The sequence below is a fragment of the Methylobacterium sp. J-030 genome (assembly GCF_022829545.1).
Lineage (GTDB): Bacteria > Pseudomonadota > Alphaproteobacteria > Rhizobiales > Beijerinckiaceae > Methylobacterium.
Genome location: NZ_JAKSYM010000226.1, coordinates 220,389 through 237,027 on the forward strand (window position 1 = coordinate 220,389; position 16,639 = coordinate 237,027).

Below are 16,639 nucleotides of genomic sequence, written 5' to 3' on the forward strand. Positions count from 1 at the left end.
GGTCATAGCTCGTTCCGCCCATGCCCTGGACGAGGGCACCGCGCCACAACCCGCTCCGGCGCGCTCTGTCTCCAACCACAGGGCCTCAGCCGACAAGCTTCATTCTTCGAAGGCTTCGATGTGGACGGTTCCTCCATCCTGGCGTCGTGCGGCGTCCTCGATTCGGGCGAGCTGGGCCTGGGCCCGGCCGCAGGGAAAGCCGTAACGAGCGCGCACGCGCTCGCTGGCGATGCCAAGGGCGAGGCGGCTGAGGCTCACGAACTCGTCGATCGGGTAGTCCTGCCCGACCGCGAGGTGGTCCTTGATGACGAGCGAGGGCGAGTAGCAGGCCTCGCGCAGTCCGTCCGGCCAACGGATGTGGAAGCGCATCTCAGGCATCGGTCGGCATCCGCAGGGTGTTCCAGGCGGCCGAGCCCGTGGCCGGCCGGGGGACGGACGCGGCGCCCGGCAGGAGTGCCGCGTAGGTCGGCAGATGACGGGCCGCGCAGCTCGCCCAGGCATGCGCCCGGGCGATCTCGAGGCCGGCGTTGCGCAGCCGAGCGCGCCGGGACGGCTCTAGGCTCACCCGCATCGCCGCCGCGATGGATGCGACATCCTCCGGGTTCACCGCGAGGGCTTCGCCGGGGGCGAGATACTCGGTGAAGGGCGGCCGCGCGGAGACGATCACCGGCGTGCCCGACGCCATGGCCTCCAGCACGGGCTGACCGTATCCCTCCGCCAGGGACGGGAAGACCAGGGTCGCGCAGAGCCGGTAGAGCGCCGGCATATCCGCCTGGGCCACCGGACCGGTGCGGATCACCGGCCGCCCCGGACCGACCGCGAGGCCCGCGCGCTCCAGCGCGGCCCGGCAGCGGGCCTCGTACCCGGTCGCCTCATGGGTCGTGGCCTCCCCCGCCACGACGAGCTGCGCCGCCGGGACGGCTTCGTGGACTTGCGCGAACGCCGCGATCACGGCGAGGCTGTTTTTGCGCGCCGCGAACCCGCCGACGCTCAGGAAGATCGGGCCGTGGCCGAGCCCGAGACGCTTCTGCAAGGCGCCGTCGTCCGGGCCCGGTTCCGGCCCGAACAGGAGACCGTCGACGCCGCTGCCGATCACCTCGGCCTGGACACCGTATTCGCCCGCCAGCGCCGCCGCCCAGGTCCGGCTGAGGCAGAGCAGCCGCCCGGCATCGACGATCGCCCGATCCTGCCATCGGGCGAGCTGCGGGTCCGAAAACGGCTCGGTGCGGTGCACCGTGCGCACGAAGCCCGGGATTAGGCGGCGGCGCGTGAGCGTGGCCAGCGCGTTGCCGCTGATGGTGCATTGGGCGTGGAAGATGTCAAAGTCGCAGGCTGCGGGCGTCGAGAAATGGGTCAGGTAGTCGGCGATCCGGGCACCGACCAGCGCCGCCGCGGATCCGCAGACCGGTTTGGCGGCAACCGAGATCACCGGGCAGGCGGCATCGCGAAAGAATCCGCGGCCGGTCGGATCCGGGGCGTGGACCACGGCCTCGTGGCCGAGCCGACACAGGGCTTCGCCGAGCGCGATGGCGTGAACGCCGGTGCCGCGGGGATCGGTCGAGGGTGTGAGGATCGCGATGCGCACGCGGTCGACCCTGGGACGGTGCAACGCCGGTCGCGGCCGGTCCGGACGTCATGTCCGGAGTCGGAACCGCGGTCTCCGCCGCCCTCTCGGAGATCCGCACGGATCGTTACGCATCGTCCGTGCCGGGTTCGCGTCGATGAGCCCAGCCGGCCTCGATCGGACCGCAGTGCTGGGGTCGGTCCATAATTTTGTGTTACGAATTCATCTCAGTTTAACACCATGAGCCGAACGGCCCTTTTCGGATCCCTATGTCAGATTGTATCCGTCATCCGCGAGTGCCGGAGCTGTCGGTCCCGTGTCGAAGCCAGCGAAATTGACGTTCTCGAGTTTACTGGCCGTTCCGCGGCCGGCGCGCGGGATGCTGCGCCGCCTGGGCGTGCTCTGCGGCCTGCTGGTTCTGCCCACCGCCGTGCTGGCCTACGCGGACCTGTTGCCCGGATCGCTCGATCTCCTCGGCATTGATCTGCGCGAGAGCCCGGATCTTCCCCATGTCGCCCGCCAGATCGCCATCGGCGCGCCGCTCAAGATCGTGGCGTTCGGTTCGTCGTCCACCGAGGGCATCGGTGCGTCGAGCCCCGCGAACGCCTATCCGGCGCGGCTGCAGGCCGACCTGCGCAAGACGCTGCGCGGGATCGATGTGGCGGTGATCAACCGCGGCATCGGTGGCGAGCACGTCGACGACATGCTGGCGCGCCTGGACCGGGACGTGATCAAGGCCGAGCCGCAACTCGTCATCTGGCAGACCGGCAGCAACGATCCGCTGCGCGGCGTGCCCGTGGCGCATTTCCGCGAGGTCACGCTGGCGGCGATCCGCCGGATCCGCGAGGCGGGCATCGACGTGGTGCTGATGGAGCCGCAATGGTGCCCCAAGCTTGAATCCACGCCCGGAGCGTCCCGGTTCCTCGACGCCGTGCGCGGCATCGGTGAGGAGCTCGACGTTCCGGTCATCCGGCGCGCCGATCTGATGCACGGGTGGGTGCAGCAGGGGAGGCTGACGACCAAGCAGCTCTTCGCCTCCGACGGCCTGCACATGGCCGATGGCGGCTACGCCCTCTTGGCCGAGGCTGCGGCTCGCTCGATCTTGGAGGATGCGGGTTCGGTTCAGACTCCCGAAGCGGTCGCCGAGTAGGGCACGGCGCGCCGCCTCTGCCGCGGGACGGCGGAAGATCCCGCTGGACGCGGCCGGCCGCGTTCCCCATCTCGACGCGATCGAGATTGGAGCCGAGCCTTGAGCCAGGACGCATTCAGGTACGACGACCGGGGCGCGGTACCCCAGATGCACGCGACCACCATCCTGATGGTCCGCAAGGGCGGCCGCGTGGTGCTGGGCGGCGACGGGCAGGTCAGCCTCGGCCAGACCATCGTGAAGGGCAACGCCCGCAAGGTCCGGCGCCTCGCCAAAGGCGCGGTGATCGGCGGGTTCGCGGGTGCCACGGCCGACGCCTTCACGCTGTTCGAGCGGCTCGAAGCCAAGCTGGAGCAATATCCCGGGCAACTCACCCGGGCCTGCGTGGAACTCACCAAGGACTGGCGGACCGACCGCTACCTCCGCCGCCTGGAAGCGATGATGCTGGTCGCCGACCGCGAGGTCAGCCTGCTCCTCTCGGGGTCCGGCGACGTGCTGGAGCCCGAGAGCGGCGTCATGGCGATCGGTTCGGGCGGCAATTACGCCCTCGCCGCTGCCCGGGCTCTCGAGGATGGCGATCTCGACGCCGAGGCGATCGTGCGCCGCGCCATGGCGATTGCCGCCGAGATCTGCGTCTACACCAACGGCAATCTTGTCATCGAAGCGCTCGACGGTGCGTGATAGGGGGCTCTTGGGCGGCCTGTCCGACGGGAGTAGCGCTTTACTTGGTGTCTCAATTCACCCGCTCCGAGCGGTTAACGACCTCTTGAATAATCGGCGATATTTTGCATCCAAACGGACCATCAGGGTTGGGGCACAATGAATATCGGCGGAAAGCTTCTGGGTTTCGTCGGCGCCTGTAGCTTGACGACTCTGGTGGTCGCGGGTGTGAGCGTGGTGACGCTGCAGAGCTTCGAGACCGCCCTGACGAACGTCGAAAGTGCGTCCGTCCGCGCGCTCGACGCGGCGAACTTCAACCGCCTCGCCGCCGAGGTCACGATGGATTCCCGGGGGGTCTACGCCTCCGCCGACCGCGTCGAGGCCGCCAAATACGCCACCGGCATCCGGAAGGGCCTGGCCGGAATGGAGGCCCTGCGGAGCGACTGGGCGCCGCGGCTGAGCGAGTCCGAGCGTTCGCTGTTCGACACGATGAACCGCAATTTCGAAGCGTTCCGCACCCTGCGGACCGCCCTCGCCGAGGCCGGTGAGACCGTCAGCCCCCGCGCCGCCGCAGATCTTGGCTTCAACGAGGCCAACCAGAGCAACCGCCGCGCCTTCCAGGCGAGCATCGATGCGCTGGTGCGCCAGGGCCGCGCCGAGATGACGGCGATCAAGGGCGACACCCAGGCGCTCTTCCAGGCGCGGACGCTGCTCCTCCTGGGCCTCGCTCTGATCGGAACGCTGGTCTGCTGCGCCCTGGGCCTGCTCGTCGGACAGCGCCACATCGTACGGCCGCTGCGGGCGGTCGCGGAGGCGATCGAGCGCCTGTCGCGGGGCGATCACGCGCTCCCGGCTGTGAGGCCGCACCGTGACGAGATCGGCGCGATCTGGGCGAGCACCCAGATCCTCAACGAGACGCTGCTGAAGGCCGAGGGGCTGCGCCGGGAGCATCAGCGACTGGACGCCGATTCAGTGACGCGCAAGCGCGTCGAGATGACCGGCCTCGCCGACCGGTTCGAGGGCAGCATCGGCGGCCTCGTCGGTCACCTTGCCGGCGCGGCCGCCGGGATGGAGCGGGCCGCCGCCACGATGGCCGGCAATGCCGAGCGGACCGGAGCCCAGTCGCAGATCGTGACGCGCGCCGCCGAAACAACCTCGCACAACGTCCAGGCCGTGGCGGCGGCCACCGAGGAACTCGCCGCCACGGCGGGGGAGATCGGCATGCAGGTCAGCCAGACGTCGACCGCGGCCGAGAGCGCCGTCGAGGCGACCCGGCGGACACGCACCAGCGTCCAGGCCCTGGCCCGTAGCGCTGACGGGATCGGGCAGGTCGTGTCGCTGATCTCGACCATCGCCGGGCAGACCAATCTGCTGGCGCTGAACGCCACGATCGAGGCCGCCCGCGCGGGCGAGGCCGGCCGGGGCTTCGCGGTGGTGGCCACCGAGGTGAAGGATCTCGCCACCCAGACCGCCAAGGCCACCGAAGAAATCGCCGGCCAGATCGCCGCCATGCGCACCGCGACCCACGAGGCGGTGATGGCGATCGAGGAGATCGGCGGCACGATCGAGCAGGTCCACGGGATCGCCCTCGGCGTCGCCGCCGCGGTCGAGGAGCAGCAGGTCGCCACGCAGGAGATCGCCCGCAGCATCGCCGAGGCGGCGAACGGCACGCGGTCGGTCACCGAGACGATGACGCTGGTGCTCGGCGCCGCGCATGAGACCGGGATCAGCGCCGCACAGGTGCTGGAGGCCGCCGCCGACATCGCCCGGCGCTCGAACGGGCTCGGCGGCGAGGTCGCCGGCTTCGTGACGCAGGTCCGGGCCGCTTGAGCCCGGCCACGGCCGGGGTCGATATTGCGTTGCAGCGCGGGGCGCCGTAGGAACACGGCATTCGCAAGGACCCGGTGAAAGCCCGGGTGGCTCTTCCGGCCGCCGATCCGCCGGACCACGCATCCGAGTCGCCCTGATCGTCCGCTTCCGATGCGGACGCGCGCCTCGTGCGGATTGTTCACCTCATGCAGCGCAACCTGTCCGGAACCACTGGCCTTCACGGCCGGTGGTTCTCCAATCTCCGCGGCGATACCCTCTCGGGCATCGTCGTCGCCCTCGCCCTCATCCCGGAGGCGATCGGCTTCTCGGTAATCGCCGGGGTCGATCCCAAGGTCGGCCTCTACGCTTCGGTGGTCATCGCCTGCACCATCGCGTTCGCCGGCGGGCGCCCCGCGATGATCTCGGCCGCCACGGCAGCCACCGCGGTGGTGATGGTCGACCTCGTGCGCGAGCACGGCGTCCAGTATCTGTTCGCCGCCACCATCCTGATGGGCCTGTTCCAGATCCTGGCCGGCCTTCTCCGGCTCGGCCGGCTAATGCGGTTCGTCTCGCAATCGGTGATGACCGGCTTCGTCAACGCGCTGGCGATCCTGATCTTCTTGGCCCAGCTCCCGGAACTCACCGGCGTCACGCCGGCGACCTACGGGCTGATCGCCCTGGGACTCGCGATCATCTACGGCTTTCCGCGGATCACCCGGGCCGTGCCGTCGCCCCTGGTGGCGATCGCGGTGCTCACGGCGGTCACGGCCGTCTTCTATCTCGACGTCCGAACGGTCGCGCATCTCGGCGCCCTGCCGTCGTCCCTGCCGCGCTTCGCGCTGCCGGACGTACCGCTTACCCTGGAGACCCTGCGCATCATCCTGCCCTACGCGGCGACGCTTGCCGCCGTGGGATTGCTGGAGAGCCTGCTCACGGCGCAGATCGTCGACGACATGACCGATACCGGCAGCGACAAGAACCGGGAATGCATGGGCCAGGGCGTCGCCAACATGGCGTCCGCCGTGTTCGGCGGCATGGGTGGCTGCGCGATGATCGGCCAGTCGGTGATCAACGTCTCCTCGGGCGCGCGCGGCCGGCTGTCGACGCTGGTGGCGGGAGCCTTCTTGCTCCTGCTGCTCGTCGCATTGCAGGATCTCCTGGCTGTCGTGCCGGTGGCGGCGCTGACCGCCGTGATGATCATGGTCTCGCTCAACACCTTCTCCTGGCGCTCGCTCGCCCGGTTGCGCACCAACCCCCTGCCCTCCTCGGCGGTGATGCTGGCGACGGTTCTCGTGGTCGTAGCCACCAAGGACCTCGCCATCGGCGTCTTGGTCGGCGTGCTCCTGTCGGGCGTCTTCTTCGCCGGGAAGGTCGCGCGGCTCAGCGCGGTATCCTCCGAGCTGTCGCCGGATCGGCGCACCCGAACATACCGCGTCACCGGACAGGTGTTCTTCGCCTCCGCCGGCACCTTCTGGGAAGCGATCGATCTGCTGGAGCCCGTCGAGCGCCTCGTCATCGACGTCACGGCGGCGCATTTCTGGGACATCTCGGCGGTGGCGGCCCTCGACCGTGTGGTGCTCAAGGCCCGGGCGCGGGGGCGCATCGTCGAGGTCGTGGGCCTGAACGCGGCCAGCGCGACGCTGGTCGAGCGGTTCGGGACGCACGACAAGCCCGGCGGCGCGCCGTCGCTCTCGGGACACTGAGGCGGCCATACGTCCCCATGCAGCCCCTTGCGCGGGCGCGCGCGGGACCCCATTCCCGGCGTTGGGCCACGGGACGCGGCCGGAAATAAGGATGGACCAGCGGTGACGACGTTCTCTCCGCGCGAGATCGTGTCCGAACTCGATCGCTTCATCGTCGGGCAGCACGACGCCAAGCGCGCCGTCGCGATCGCGCTGCGCAACCGCTGGCGGCGCCAGCAGCTCACCGGGCCACTCCGCGAGGAGGTGGCGCCCAAGAACATTCTGATGATCGGGCCCACGGGCTGCGGCAAGACCGAGATCGCCCGGCGCCTCGCCCGGCTCGCCAACGCGCCGTTCCTGAAGATCGAGGCCACCAAGTTCACCGAGGTCGGCTATGTCGGCCGCGACGTCGAGCAGATCGTGCGCGACCTCGTGGAGGTGGCGATCGGCCTGACCCGGCAGACCAAGCGCGAGGGCGTGAAGGCCAAGGCCGAGGCGGCGGCGGAGAACCGGATCCTCGACGCGCTGGTCGGGCCGACAGCGAGTTCGGCGACACGCGACAGCTTCCGCCGAAAGCTCCGCAACAGCGAACTGGACGACAAGGAGGTCGAGCTGGAGCTCGCATCGAGCGCGCCCGCGGGCCTGCCGATGTTCGACATCCCCGGCATGCCGGGGGCGTCGATGGGGGCGATCAACATCGGCGACATGCTGGGCAAGGCGCTCGGCGGCCAGCGCGGCAAGCCGCGCCGGATCGTCGTGCGGGACGCCTACGCGCCGCTGATGGCGGAGGAATCCGACAAGCTGGTCGACGATGAAGCGCTCACCCGCGAGGCGATCCGCGAAGTCGAGAACAACGGCATCGTGTTCCTGGACGAGATCGACAAGATCTGCGCCCGTGAGGGCCGTTCCTCCGGTGATGTCTCCCGCGAGGGCGTACAGCGCGACCTGCTGCCGCTGATCGAAGGCACCACGGTCGCCACCAAGCACGGGCCGGTGAAGACCGACCACATCCTGTTCATCGCTTCTGGCGCCTTCCACGTCTCGAAGCCGGCCGATCTCCTGCCGGAGTTGCAGGGCCGCCTTCCGATCCGCGTGGAGCTGCAGCCGCTGACGGTGGACGATTTCCGCCAGATTCTCACCTCGACGGAGGCGAGCCTGATCAAGCAGACCGTCGCCTTGATGGAGACCGAGGGCGTGACCCTCACCTTCACGGACGATGCGGTGGACGCCCTGGCGAAGGTCGCCGTCGAGGTGAATTCGTCCGTCGAGAATATCGGTGCCCGCCGTCTCCAGACGGTGCTGGAGCGGGTGATCGACGAGATCTCCTTCACCGCCACCGACCGCTCCGGTGAGACCGTGCCGATCGATGCCGCCTATGTGCGCGCCCGCGTCGCGGATCTGGCCGCCAACGCCGATCTGAGCCGGTTCATCCTGTGAGCGCGCCGCGCTACTTTGCGCAACCCTGAAGCTATGCGGCGATAAGATCGTGGAATCGACGCGTGCTGTGCGTCGATTGACGCCATGCATGGAGGAGATCTGGCGATCACCCGGCGCCGATCCCGTCAATCCGCGACAAAGGATGGTGCTCGCGCGTCGCCTCGACGGCTCCCAGGGGAAGCTGACCCCGTCGGAATGGGCGCAGATCGCGAAGTGTTCGCACGATACAGCCTTGCGCGATATCGACGATCTCGTCACGCGAGGGTTGCTCGCGCGTGGGGAGGCCGGCGGACGCAGCACCAGCTATCGTTTCGTCGAATCGCGATTCTGAAGGGCAATGCCTCGTGTTACGCAACAGGTTCGGCGTCGGCGATACGGTCCTGTCGATCGGCGCCCTCGTAGCCGGCATGGTCTCGCTCCAGTGCGGTGCGACCTTCGCCAAGAGCCTGTTTCCGGCGGTCGGCGCGGCCGGCACCGCGTGCCTGCGGGTCGGCTTCTCGGCGCTGATCCTCATCGCGGTCTGGCGGCCCTGGCGGCGGAGCCTTCCGCGGGCTGAGGCGGGCTGGATCGCGCTCTACGGCGCGGCGCTCGGGGTGATGAACCTCCTGTTCTACCTCGCCCTGGCACGCCTCCCGCTCGGGCCCGCGGTGGCCATCGAGTTCACCGGCCCGCTGGCGGTCGCGCTCATCGCGTCGCGGCGCGCCTCGGATTTCCTGTGGATCGGCCTCGCGGTACTGGGTCTGATGCTGCTCCTGCCGATCACCACGACGGACGGGCTCGACCCGGTCGGCGTCGCCCTGGACCTCGGCGCGGCGGCGGCCTGGGCGCTCTACATCCTGTTCGGCCAGCGCGCCGGGCGTATCGATGGCGGCCAAGCGGTGTCCCTGGGGATGCTGACCGCCGCCCTCGCGGTCGCGCCCTTCGGCGTGGCCGAGGGCGGATCGGGGCTGCTTGCGCCCGGAATCCTGATCTCCGGTCTCGCTGTAGCGGTGATGTCGAGCGCCCTGCCCTATTCCCTCGAGATGGTCGCCCTGCGGCGCCTCGACCGGAAAAGTTTCGGCGTGCTGATGAGTCTGGAGCCAGCGGTCGCGGCCTGCGCCGGGCTGACGCTGCTGGGGGAGCGAATCAGCCCCGTCCAGTGGCTGGCGATCGGCCTCGTGATCGCGGCTTCGGTGGGGATCACGGCGGGTTCGCGGCGTCCCGCGCCCGAGGCGGCAATTCTGGAGACCTGAAAGGGCTCTACTTGCCCGCCAGCACGCGGGAGGCGACGTTGATGTACTTGCGGCCCGCCTCCTGGGCGTGCAGCACGGCGTCGCCGAGGTTCTCCTCGTCGCGGACGCTGGCCAGCTTGATCAGCATCGGCAGGTTGATGCCCGCCACAACCTCGACTGAGCCGCCGTTCATGCAGGACAACGCGAGGTTGGAGGGCGTGCCACCGAACATGTCGGTCAGCACGACCACGCCCTCCCCGGTATTCACGCGACAGACCGCGGACATGATGTCCCGCCGCCGCAATTCCATATCGTCTTCCGGCCCGATCGTGATCGTCTCGATCTGATCCTGCGGGCCAACCACGTGCTCCAGAGCGGCCTTGAACTCGGTCGCCAGGAGTCCGTGAGTGACGAGCACCATGCCAATCATCGACACGTGTTCCAACGTCCTGTGAATGCCGCCATGTTGTGCATCGCACAGCCCCCCACAAGGCGAACGCGACTTTTTTGCCCGGACATTGCTGCGATCATGGCACGGCTCACCCGCATACGCCATGGGGCGGCACCACCGGTGCGCGATTCGAGTCGCTGTGCGGCTGCGAAGTCACGGCCGCGGCTTTCGCAGTGCCGCACGAATGAGAAGCGGCGCCAGGCCGGCGGCGCGAACGCCCCGGTCGAGGATGAGTCGCGGGACCGGTATGCCCAGAATGTCCGCCGGCTCTGGCGGCGCCGGGAGCCGCGGCGACGCGGCGACGAGATCGACGACGAGATCCAATTCCGCCTCGTCGTCGGACGCGAGGCCGAGGTCGGCCACGGAAAGGATGCCCTGCCCCCGCACCTCGACGCGGCCGGCGAGTGCGGGATGGGCGCGCATCACGATGCGCCCGTTGCAGAGTACGCAGACGATCCGGTCATCGGCCACCAAGGCACCGTCGTCCGAGGCGGCGAGCAACAGCGCCAGACTCGACTTGCCCATGCCCGACTCGCCGCGGATCAGGATGCCCCCGCCGCCGAGCGTGCAGCAGGCGCCGTGGAGGGTGATGGTCACGCGTGGAGCTGGCGCGGGGCAGCCGGCAAACGCACGACGAACCGCGCGCCGCGCACGGTGGGCTCGCCGTCCTCGTCGGGGGCGCCGGGGCGATTCTCGGCGCGGATGGTACCGCGATGGGCCTGCACGATCTGACGCGAGATCGACAGGCCGAGCCCCGAGTTCTGACCGAAGCCCTGCTCGGGACGGTCGGTGTAGAAACGCTCGAAGATGCGCTCCAGGGCATGCTCCGGGATACCCGGCCCCTCGTCTTCGCAGACGAGTTCGACCTCGCCGCGCACCCGGCGCAGCACGACGCGGACCTTCGCGTCGCTGGGCGAGAACGAGCGAGCGTTGTCGAGCAGGTTGTTGACCACCTGCCCGAGCCGGCTGTCGTGGCCGATGATCGTGAACGGCGCTTCGCTGTCGAACGCGGTCCCCTCGATGTCGAGCTGGATCAGGCAGTCCTTCGGCCGCCGCCGCTCGTTGGCGACCGACACGACGGTGGAGAGCAGGCGCCGCAGATCGACCCGCCTGGCCTCGGCCCGGGCGAGCTCGGCATCGAGGCGCGAGGCATCGGCGATGTCGCTGATCAGGCGGTCGAGGCGCTTCACGTCGTGCTGGATGATCGCCATCAGCCGGCCGCGCGAATCGTCGGACTTGGCGAGCGGCAGGGTCTCGACGGCGCTGCGCAGCGAGGTCAGCGGGTTCTTCAGCTCGTGGCTGACATCCGCCGCAAAGCTCTCGATGGCGTCGATCCGGCGGTAGAGTGCCTGGGTCATGTCGCGCAGTGCCCCAGAGAGGTGGCCGATCTCGTCGGTGCGCTCGGTGAAGTCGGGGATCTCTTCGCGGGTCTTGATGCCCATCCGCACCTTCTCGGCGGCCTCGGCGAGGCGGCGCACCGGGCCCGCGATGGCGCCGGCGAGCAGGAACGACAGAACCACCATCACGGCCGAGGCGACTAGGAACACCTGCAGCAGGCCGAACCGCTCCGAGGCGATCACCCGGTCGATGGCGTCGCCCTGGGTCGAGATCAGCAGCGCGCCGCGGACCGAGCCGGCCCGATGGATCGGCACGGCGACCGAGACGGTGGTCTCGCCGAGCTTGTTGCGGCGCACGAGGCTGCCGCGGTTGCCGCCGAGTGCCGCCTGCACCTCGCGCAGCGAATGGCCGTTCTGCGGGCCGGTCTCCTCGGCGGGCTCGGCGCGGCTGCGGAACAGGCCGCTCAGCTTGGTCTGGACCGTCTGGAAGGCCGATTCCAGCATTCCGGGCTTGTGCGGCCGCAATCCCAGCGGGTCCGGCCGGCCGGCATCGCCGCGCTTGAACAGGGTGCGGGTGTCGAACAGCAGGCCGCCCTCCTGATCGTAGACCCGCGCTCGGTTGCCGGTGGGCGTCACGAGCCGCGAGAGGAGCGGCGCCACCTTCTCGGGGTTGAGCGAGAAGGCGAGCGGCTGCGATTCCTCCTCCGCGGCCTCGCCGGCCTGCTGCTGCAGCAGCTTGTCGGGATCGATCCGAATCGTGTCGGTATCGACGGAGGCCGAGGCCGCGATCGCGCCCGCGATGATCTCGCCCTGGATGGCGAGGCTCTGGATCCGCGCCTGGATCAGGCCCTGACGGAACTGGTTGAGGTACAGGAACCCGACCAGCAGCGCGATCAGCCCGACGAGGTTGAGCACGACGATGCGGCGCGTCAGGCTCGACGAGGCGCGCTGGCCGATCGCGTCCCACAGGGCGCGGGGCCAGGTCAGCGGGCGGGCGAGCGCTTTGGCCAGGGAGCTGCTGGGTTCTGCCGCCCCGGTCTGGGTCTGTGTGCGGGCGGTCACGCGGCGGATCCCGAAGATCACGCCTCCTTGAACCGGTAACCGACGCCGTAGAGCGTCTCGATCATGTCGAAGCTCTGATCGGTCACCTTGAACTTCTTGCGCAGCCGCTTGATGTGGCTGTCGATGGTCCGGTCATCGACGTAGACCTGATCGTCGTAGGCCGCGTCCATCAGGGCGTTGCGGCTCTTCACGACGCCGGGGCGCTGGGCGAGCGCCTGGAGGATCAGGAACTCGGTGACTGTCAGCGTCACCGGCTCGCCCTTCCATGTGCAGGTGTGGCGCTCGGGATCCATCATCAGCAAGCCGCGCTCGAGCGAGCGGGCCGCGACCTCCTCGGCCCCGCGCGGCGTGGCGCCCGGCGCCTCCTTGGCGAAGCGGCGGAGCACCGCCTTCACGCGCTCCACCAAGAGGCGCTGCGAGAACGGCTTATGGATGAAGTCGTCCGCGCCCATCTTGAGGCCGAACAGCTCGTCGATCTCCTCGTCCTTCGACGTCAGGAAGATCACGGGAAGGTCCGATTTCTGCCGCAGGCGTCGGAGAAGCTCCATTCCGTCCATGCGCGGCATCTTGATGTCGAAGATCGCCAGATCCGGCGGGGAGTGGCGCAGGCCGTCGAGGGCGGAGGCACCGTCCGTGTAGGTCTGGATGCGGTAGCCTTCGGTCTCGAGCGCGATCGACACCGAAGTAAGGATGTTCCGGTCGTCATCGACGAGGGCGATGGTCGGCATGCGCGGTCCCTGACTGAACGGGTTCGGGCGCGGTCCCGGCTTTACGCACAGGCCGCGCCGCGTCCCGGCCCCCGAGGGGCAGACGAGAACGCGAACCGGGCGGTTTCGGCGCAGCCCGGCGCGCGCAAAGGGACAGGTGCTTTAGTACGCCCGATCGGAAAAAGCGAGCGGCGGTCAGAGCTTGGCCGTAACGGCCGATCTGACGCGGCCCGAATCCCTCGCGCGCCGGCCCGAGCCCCGCTAACGTGGCCGGCGCGCGCGGCGGCAATTCGCCAGGGGGAGGAACGGCATGGGCGAGACCGGCGGAGACGTATCCGAACCACGGGGGCCCGCCCGGCCGCTGCCGGCCGACGAGGCGCCCTTCGACGCGATCGGCCTCGCCCGGAGCCTGCTGCGCGGCGTCCGCTCCGGGGCGCTGGCAACGCTGGATCCGGACGGCACGCCGTTCGCCTCGCTGGTGACGATGGCCACCGATGCCGACGGTACGCCGCTGATGCTGCTGTCGCGACTCTCGGCCCATACCCGCAATCTGCTTGCGAACCCGCGCTGCTCGCTGCTGTTCGCCCAGACCGGCAAGGGGGATCCCCTCGCCCATCCCCGGCTGACCGTGGTCGGGCGCGCAGCACAGACCGGCGAGGTCCGGGCGCGGGAACGCTTCCTCGCCCGCCATCCGAAGGCTAAGCTCTATGCTGACTTCCCCGATTTCGGCTTCTTCGCCCTCGATCCCGAGGCGGGCCACCTCAACGGCGGCTTCGCCAAGGCCGCGACGCTGACCCGCGAGCAACTGCTCCTCGACCTCACCGGCGCCGAGGCCATCGTGGCCGGCGAGCGCGGGGCCGTGGAGCACATGAACGCCGACCACGCCGACGCGCTCGCGCTCTATGCGGTCGGCGGCGGCGCCGACGCCGGGCTGCCCTGGCGGCTCACCGGCCTCGACCCCGAGGGCATGGATCTGATGGCAGTCGACCGTACCGCCCGGGTCGTCTATCCGGAGCGCGTCGCCGACATGGGTGCGCTGCGCAAGAGCCTTGTCGCCATGGCCGCGCAGGCGCGCGCGAACGGTGCGCAGGGGTAGGAGCACAAGGTCGTCGCGCAAGGACTTCGCGAAAAGGCATGGCGAAATGCCGCCGACTGCCCCATATCGGCCCCATGAGCGAGACGCAGACAGACACCTACCCCTTCAGCCTCGACGTGGAACCGGTCGGCGAGAGTGGCTCCCTGTTCCAGTGGAGCATCCGCAAGCACGGGAAGCTGCACCAGCGTTCGGACCGGAAGCATCCGACCGAGGCCAAGGCGCGCTCCCACGGCGAGGCCGAGATCGAGCGCCTGATCCGCGACCGCGGCCGCTGAGGCGGCCCGCGCGGCAGAGCCAACACTTGCACCTGCCCAGGCGGGGGCCGGATCGATCCGGCCCCCGTCTTTCGTGCGCCTCCGCCCCGGGCGACAGGATGGCACGCGGGGCGCGGCTGCGCTTGGCGCTGTCCCGTCGCGCTGCTATCTCGCGCGGGCGCCGCTTCATCCGAACCCGCCCAGACGTCAGACGGTGCGCGCCGGCGCGCGCCCGAACGGAATGCCGATGACAGCCCCGATCGACACCATCCGCAACTTCTCGATCGTCGCGCATATCGACCACGGCAAATCGACGCTCGCGGACCGGCTGATCCAGGCCACCGGCACCGTCGCGCTGCGCGACATGAGCGAGCAGATGCTCGACTCGATGGATATCGAGAAGGAGCGCGGCATCACCATCAAGGCGCAGACCGTGCGTCTGGAATACAAGGCGCAGGACGGCAAGGACTACGTCCTGAACCTGATGGACACGCCCGGCCACGTCGACTTCGCCTACGAGGTCTCCCGGTCGCTCGCCGCCTGCGAGGGCTCGCTGCTGGTGGTCGACGCCTCGCAGGGCGTTGAGGCGCAGACGCTCGCCAACGTCTACCAGGCCCTCGACGCCAATCACGAGATCGTGCCGGTCCTCAACAAGGTCGACCTGCCGGCCGCCGAGCCCGAGCGGGTGAAGGAGCAGATCGAGGAGGTGATCGGCCTCGACGCCTCCCAGGCCGTGGCGATCTCGGCCAAGACCGGGCTGAACATCGAGGCGGTGCTGGAGGCGATCGTCACCCGCCTGCCGGCCCCCAAGGGCGAGCGCGACGCGCCGCTCAAGGCGCTCCTCGTGGACAGCTGGTACGACGCCTATCTCGGCGTCGTCGTGCTGGTGCGGATCGTCGACGGCGTGCTCAAGAAGGGCATGAACATCCGCATGATGGGCGCGGACGCGGTCCACGGCGTCGACCGGATCGGCGTGTTCCGCCCGAAGATGGCCGAGATCGATGCGCTCGGCCCCGGCGAGGTCGGCTTCTTCACCGGCTCGATCAAGGAGGTCGCCGACACCCGCGTCGGCGACACCATCACCGAGGACAAGCGCCAGACCACCGCGATGCTGCCGGGCTTCAAGGAGGTCCAGGCGGTGGTGTTCTGCGGCCTGTTCCCGGTGGACGCCGCCGAATTCGAGAACCTGCGCTCAGCCATGGGCCGGCTCCGGCTCAACGACGCCTCGTTCTCCTACGAGATGGAAAGCTCGGCCGCGCTCGGCTTCGGCTTCCGCTGCGGCTTCCTGGGGCTGCTCCACCTGGAGATCATCCAGGAGCGGCTGGAGCGCGAGTTCAACCTCGACCTGATCTCGACCGCGCCCTCGGTGGTCTATCGCCTGAAGATGCGCGACGGCACCGTCAAGGAGCTGCACAACCCGGCCGACATGCCGGACGTGATGAAGATCGAGCTGATCGAGGAGCCCTGGATCCGCGCCACGATCCTCACCCCCGACGAGTATCTCGGCGGCGTGCTGAAGCTGTGCCAGGACCGCCGCGGCGTCCAGATCGACCTCAACTACGTCGGCAAGCGCGCCATGGTGGTCTACGACCTGCCGCTGAACGAGGTCGTCTTCGACTTCTACGACCGGCTGAAATCGATCTCGAAGGGCTACGCCTCCTTCGACTACCACGTCTCCGACTACCGCGAGGGCGACCTCGTGAAGATGTCGCTCTTGGTCAATGCCGAGCCGGTGGACGCGCTCTCGATGCTGGTCCACCGTACCCGCGCCGAATCCCGCGGCCGGGCCATGTGCGAGAAGCTGAAGGACCTGATCCCCCGCCACCTGTTCCAGATCCCGGTCCAGGCGGCGATCGGCGGCAAGATCATCGCCCGCGAGACGATCAAGGCCCTGTCCAAGGACGTCACCGCCAAGTGCTACGGCGGCGACATCTCGCGCAAGCGCAAGCTGTTGGACAAGCAGAAGGAAGGCAAGAAGAAGATGCGCCAGTTCGGGCGCGTGGAGATCCCGCAGGAGGCGTTCATCGCGGCGCTGAAGATGGACGATTGAGCCGCGTCGCGGCTCCCCCTCCCCCCTCTGCGGGGGAGGGAGACGCGCGGGTCAGCCCGGCGGCAGCACGTCGACCTGGATGCCTGAGTAATACGCCGCCAGGTTCGCAATATCGGAATCCGACAGCTCCTTCGCGACCACGTTCATGATCTCGTTCTGCCGCTTGCCGTCG

17 protein-coding genes and 1 other annotated feature are annotated in these 16,639 nt (G+C 69.2%); of the genes, 10 read left to right on the forward strand and 7 right to left on the reverse strand.

Annotation, left to right across the window (positions count from 1 at the left end; genetic code table 11):
• Positions 1-99 precede the first annotated feature (99 nt).
• Positions 100-378: an MSMEG_0570 family nitrogen starvation response protein gene (locus MKK75_RS16745; protein ID WP_244043672.1), complete on the reverse strand. Its 279-nt coding sequence runs from the start codon at positions 376-378 to the stop codon at positions 100-102.
• Entirely contained in the window at positions 371-1,585 is a 1,215-nt protein-coding gene (locus MKK75_RS16750) for an MSMEG_0565 family glycosyltransferase (protein WP_244043673.1), read from the reverse strand. Before MKK75_RS16750 ends, MKK75_RS16745 begins: the two co-directional genes overlap by 8 nt.
• A 358-nt stretch (positions 1,586-1,943) precedes the next feature.
• Between MKK75_RS16750 and MKK75_RS16755 the strand changes: the two genes are divergently transcribed.
• The 7 genes from MKK75_RS16755 to MKK75_RS16785 all read left to right on the forward strand — a co-directional run bounded on the left by MKK75_RS16755 (position 1,944) and on the right by MKK75_RS16785 (position 9,531).
• Positions 1,944-2,714: an SGNH/GDSL hydrolase family protein gene (locus MKK75_RS16755; RefSeq protein ID WP_244043674.1), complete on the forward strand. Its 771-nt coding sequence runs from the start codon at positions 1,944-1,946 to the stop codon at positions 2,712-2,714.
• 147 nt (positions 2,715-2,861) lie between these two features.
• Positions 2,862-3,392 carry an ATP-dependent protease subunit HslV gene (gene hslV / locus MKK75_RS16760; RefSeq protein WP_244007478.1) on the forward strand — a complete coding sequence of 177 codons (531 nt, stop codon included), beginning with the start codon at positions 2,862-2,864 and terminating at the stop codon, positions 3,390-3,392.
• 138 nt (positions 3,393-3,530) lie between these two features.
• Positions 3,531-5,201: a methyl-accepting chemotaxis protein gene (locus tag MKK75_RS16765; RefSeq protein WP_244043675.1), complete on the forward strand. Its 1,671-nt coding sequence runs from the start codon at positions 3,531-3,533 to the stop codon at positions 5,199-5,201.
• 64 nt (positions 5,202-5,265) lie between these two features.
• Positions 5,266-5,321, forward strand: a sequence feature (sul1 is cis-regulatory element that is thought to sense ions involved in sulfur or methionine metabolism; They are found in Alphaproteobacteria).
• Between the two features lie 65 nt (positions 5,322-5,386).
• A complete protein-coding gene (locus MKK75_RS16770) occupies positions 5,387-6,883 on the forward strand; it encodes a SulP family inorganic anion transporter (RefSeq protein WP_244043676.1) in 1,497 nt (498 codons plus the stop codon).
• Between the two features lie 102 nt (positions 6,884-6,985).
• Positions 6,986-8,299 (forward strand): ATP-dependent protease ATPase subunit HslU, encoded by a 1,314-nt coding sequence (gene hslU / locus MKK75_RS16775; RefSeq protein ID WP_244043677.1) that lies wholly within the window; start codon positions 6,986-6,988, stop codon positions 8,297-8,299.
• 88 nt (positions 8,300-8,387) lie between these two features.
• Positions 8,388-8,630, forward strand: coding sequence for a hypothetical protein (locus tag MKK75_RS16780; RefSeq protein WP_244043678.1), 243 nt, complete (start codon positions 8,388-8,390; stop codon positions 8,628-8,630).
• Between the two features lie 13 nt (positions 8,631-8,643).
• Positions 8,644-9,531: an EamA family transporter gene (locus tag MKK75_RS16785; protein ID WP_244043679.1), complete on the forward strand. Its 888-nt coding sequence runs from the start codon at positions 8,644-8,646 to the stop codon at positions 9,529-9,531.
• Positions 9,532-9,538: 7 nt separating this feature from the next.
• On the opposite strand, the gene MKK75_RS16790 is transcribed toward MKK75_RS16785, so the two are convergent.
• From MKK75_RS16790 to MKK75_RS16805, 4 genes are all read right to left on the reverse strand, one after another.
• Positions 9,539-9,940 (reverse strand): PTS sugar transporter subunit IIA, encoded by a 402-nt coding sequence (locus tag MKK75_RS16790; RefSeq protein ID WP_091714599.1) that lies wholly within the window; start codon positions 9,938-9,940, stop codon positions 9,539-9,541.
• A gap of 174 nt (positions 9,941-10,114) precedes the next feature.
• Entirely contained in the window at positions 10,115-10,558 is a 444-nt protein-coding gene (locus tag MKK75_RS16795) for an HPr kinase/phosphorylase (RefSeq protein ID WP_244043680.1), read from the reverse strand.
• Positions 10,555-12,360 carry a sensor histidine kinase gene (locus MKK75_RS16800; protein ID WP_244043681.1) on the reverse strand — a complete coding sequence of 602 codons (1,806 nt, stop codon included), beginning with the start codon at positions 12,358-12,360 and terminating at the stop codon, positions 10,555-10,557. The genes MKK75_RS16795 and MKK75_RS16800 overlap by 4 nt, the downstream gene beginning before the upstream one ends.
• A 17-nt stretch (positions 12,361-12,377) precedes the next feature.
• Complete coding sequence (locus MKK75_RS16805) at positions 12,378-13,088, reverse strand: response regulator transcription factor (RefSeq protein ID WP_244043682.1); 711 nt, start codon at positions 13,086-13,088, stop codon at positions 12,378-12,380.
• Positions 13,089-13,377: 289 nt separating this feature from the next.
• Here MKK75_RS16805 and MKK75_RS16810 point away from each other — a divergent pair, with 289 nt between their 5' ends.
• The 3 genes from MKK75_RS16810 to lepA all read left to right on the forward strand — a co-directional run bounded on the left by MKK75_RS16810 (position 13,378) and on the right by lepA (position 16,467).
• Positions 13,378-14,163, forward strand: a complete 786-nt coding sequence (locus MKK75_RS16810) for a HugZ family protein (protein ID WP_244043683.1) — start codon at positions 13,378-13,380, stop codon at positions 14,161-14,163.
• A gap of 38 nt (positions 14,164-14,201) precedes the next feature.
• Positions 14,202-14,438, forward strand: a complete 237-nt coding sequence (locus tag MKK75_RS16815) for a hypothetical protein (RefSeq protein WP_409567577.1) — start codon at positions 14,202-14,204, stop codon at positions 14,436-14,438.
• Positions 14,439-14,664: 226 nt separating this feature from the next.
• A complete protein-coding gene (gene lepA / locus MKK75_RS16820) occupies positions 14,665-16,467 on the forward strand; it encodes a translation elongation factor 4 (RefSeq protein WP_244043684.1) in 1,803 nt (600 codons plus the stop codon).
• 51 nt (positions 16,468-16,518) lie between these two features.
• Here lepA and MKK75_RS16825 read toward each other — a convergent pair.
• Positions 16,519-16,639: c-type cytochrome (locus MKK75_RS16825; protein ID WP_409567555.1), on the reverse strand; the 121-nt coding region annotated here is incomplete at its 5' end.